We start from the raw sequence: 2,422 nt of genomic DNA on the forward strand, positions 1-2,422 counted from the left end.
GACTTGAACTCTGCCGCATACCGTTTCCGCGTAACCTTGCCCATAAAACCCGTCCTCGTTCAGGCCAGATGATAGCTTATCGCCCTGTCCGAAAAATGGGGACCACCTCTGTTTTCTACATCGCAGCCGCCGCTCATCTTAAGATCTAATCGGCCCTAGTGTCCTGCCGCCCGTTAGAAGAATTGCATATATCCGCTACGCGAAAAGAAACTCAGAGGTTCACATATCCTAAAAGAAGGCGACTGCTGTCTGTCCTATTCCAATTGAGCAGACAGACAGCGTTGTCAGATGAGTGTAAAAAGTCGGATTTCAGCATCCTTACATGAAAAACTAGAAAGAGACATCTTCCACATTCCATGACGAGGTCGGTGGGAGAGCGCCCTTTGGAAGCGGTAGGTTTGTCACCACGAACAAATTCAAGATGTCGTCGCGATCCATGAACATGACTTGAGAGCGCTTACTAGCGTCGAGTTTGTTACCGATCCAATTACGCGCTTGCTTTGTTATTTCGCCGCCTGCGACGATGAATGCATGATCAACGAGGACACGTCGGCTGGTCTCTGGGTCAAAAATTTCGTGTCCAAGCATCATTGTGAGCTGAGTATAGATCTCGGCGACATTGCGAGTGCTGATGCCCGAAGCATCAAGCTTTCCCTTTTTGGCCTGAATGCCAAAATATAATACGTGAAGGGTGGGCAGAGTGTATTTCATCCATACATCTTTGCCGTATTCGAGTGCTTTATCTTTATGACCCGCGGCTGTGATGCGATGAAAGCCAAGTTGCCGGAATAACGGAAGAAGGACATCCTCGATCAGTTCGTCTTCGGAGCAGCGATTGAGGTATCCAATGAGCTGATCACGACGCTGCAGCTCGGATGGAGTAAAAGGCCGGTGAGGATTGGCCATCTGTGCGATAGTATTGGTCGCGATATGTTTGATCTGACCGATGCCATGCTCATCATAAAATGCGCTCCACCCCTCTCGCGCGAGAACGGTATTGAGGGATGCTAAAGCGAGGCTGCGTTCAGCATCGTCATTTACGCCTTCACTTCGGTCGAGCAAGCGTTTAATCACATGCACGAATGGATCAGGCATAGCCATGGGTGATGCGCTTGGCATTGCCAAGATTTCCGCGATCTTTTCAGCGGCCCAAATCGAGCGTGTTTCACCTTGGTGCACATATTCGAGGTCACAATCCTCAAAGAATTCTGTGATGTACTTGCTGGAGCGGTAATGGAAATGCTCGGCATCCCCTACCACCATTTGAGCGAACTCTCGTAGATTGCGCGGTTTCCATTTCATTAGAAGAATATAGCCTGACAGTAGATTGCAATACACCCATCTTCGTCACTGCTACACTACAATGTCTGCTTACAGGATGATCTTACTCAAGAAAACACGTCTGCAATGTAGACGACTGCTGCCTGTCTACTTAATTCTTATAGCTATCGTTTATCCAGTGATTGCCGGCCAGTCATTCGGTCGCTGGTGAGGTAAGAGCCCTTTTGGAAATTCGGTGTGAGGGGTTTTCATGGGGTCTGGTGCGTGATTCAAGCTCTGGATGTGGACGGGCTCTGTTGCAAAATTCGGGTATTGGGTGTGCTGAACCCTTTTCATGGCTTTCCCTTACGCGACAGCGTGGGTGACGGGGATTCCGGGCGCGGTGAAGCGGTTGAGTGTGGCGACACGGACGTGAAACTCTGTGATCTGACGGTCAAAGTCCGTTGCTGACAGGCGTCGGCCCAGCAGCTTGATGCAGTGCATTTTCGCCTCAACGCGGCTTCGTCGATGGTATTCGCTCCACCATCGCCAGATGGTCCGCCCCAAACGGTCTGCAGCCCGCAAGGCCTCATTGCGGGCGATCGCGCCGGGTGTTGTGGGGCTCCATGGTTTTGCGTTTTTCCGAGGAGGAATAACGGTCTGCGCTCCACATTCGGCAATGGTCTCATGACATCGTCGGGTGTCGTAAGCCCCATCGGCCATGACGCTAGCGATATCTTCCTCTTCGGGGATCTGAGCCAGGAGCACCGGCAGGATCGGGGCGTCACCGACATCGTTCCCCGTCATTTCAACGACCCTGATTTCCAGAGACCCTTCGTCGATAGCAATATGAAGCTTGCGCCATATCCTGTGCTTTGACGCCCCGTGCTTGCGGGCGTGCCATTCACCTTCTCCCTCGACCTTGATCCCGGTGCTGTCGATAAGGAGGTGGAGCGGCCCATTCGAACCCCGATAGGGGATGTCGACTATCAGTGTCTGACCGAAAATGAGTTGAGTGATTTCAGCGGGTTATGATTCATGGGTTTGCGAGAACCTGATGAGATCAAGATGGCCTGGACTGAAATCACCCGAGCGCAGTATCAAAGGGACGACCTGGAATATGCAAGCGACCTGCGCGATGCGGAGTGGGCGCTGATTGCGC

General features: G+C 51.9%; 1 protein-coding gene and 2 pseudogenes. 1 reads left to right on the top strand and 2 read right to left on the bottom strand.

The features are described from left to right. Window positions 1-330: 330 nt before the first annotated feature. Entirely contained in the window at window positions 331-1,302 is a 972-nt protein-coding gene (locus tag GOB85_RS18590) for a PDDEXK family nuclease (protein ID WP_173579008.1), read from the bottom strand. 324 nt (window positions 1,303-1,626) lie between these two features. Further along, window positions 1,627-2,259: pseudogene (locus GOB85_RS18595) on the bottom strand (IS5 family transposase); the annotation flags it as partial. Window positions 2,260-2,328: 69 nt separating this feature from the next. On the opposite strand from GOB85_RS18595, the pseudogene GOB85_RS18600 reads away from it, so the two are divergent. Beyond that, window positions 2,329-2,422 (top strand): annotated as a pseudogene (locus GOB85_RS18600) (IS5/IS1182 family transposase); the annotation flags it as partial.

Source organism: Acetobacter fallax, assembly GCF_011516735.1.
Taxonomy (GTDB): domain Bacteria; phylum Pseudomonadota; class Alphaproteobacteria; order Acetobacterales; family Acetobacteraceae; genus Acetobacter; species Acetobacter fallax.

Excerpts from the sequence above, each read along its gene's own strand:
- GOB85_RS18590 (WP_173579008.1), bottom strand. The coding sequence starts at position 1,302 with ATGAAATGGAAACCGCGCAATCTACGAGAGTTCGCTCAAATGGTGGTA.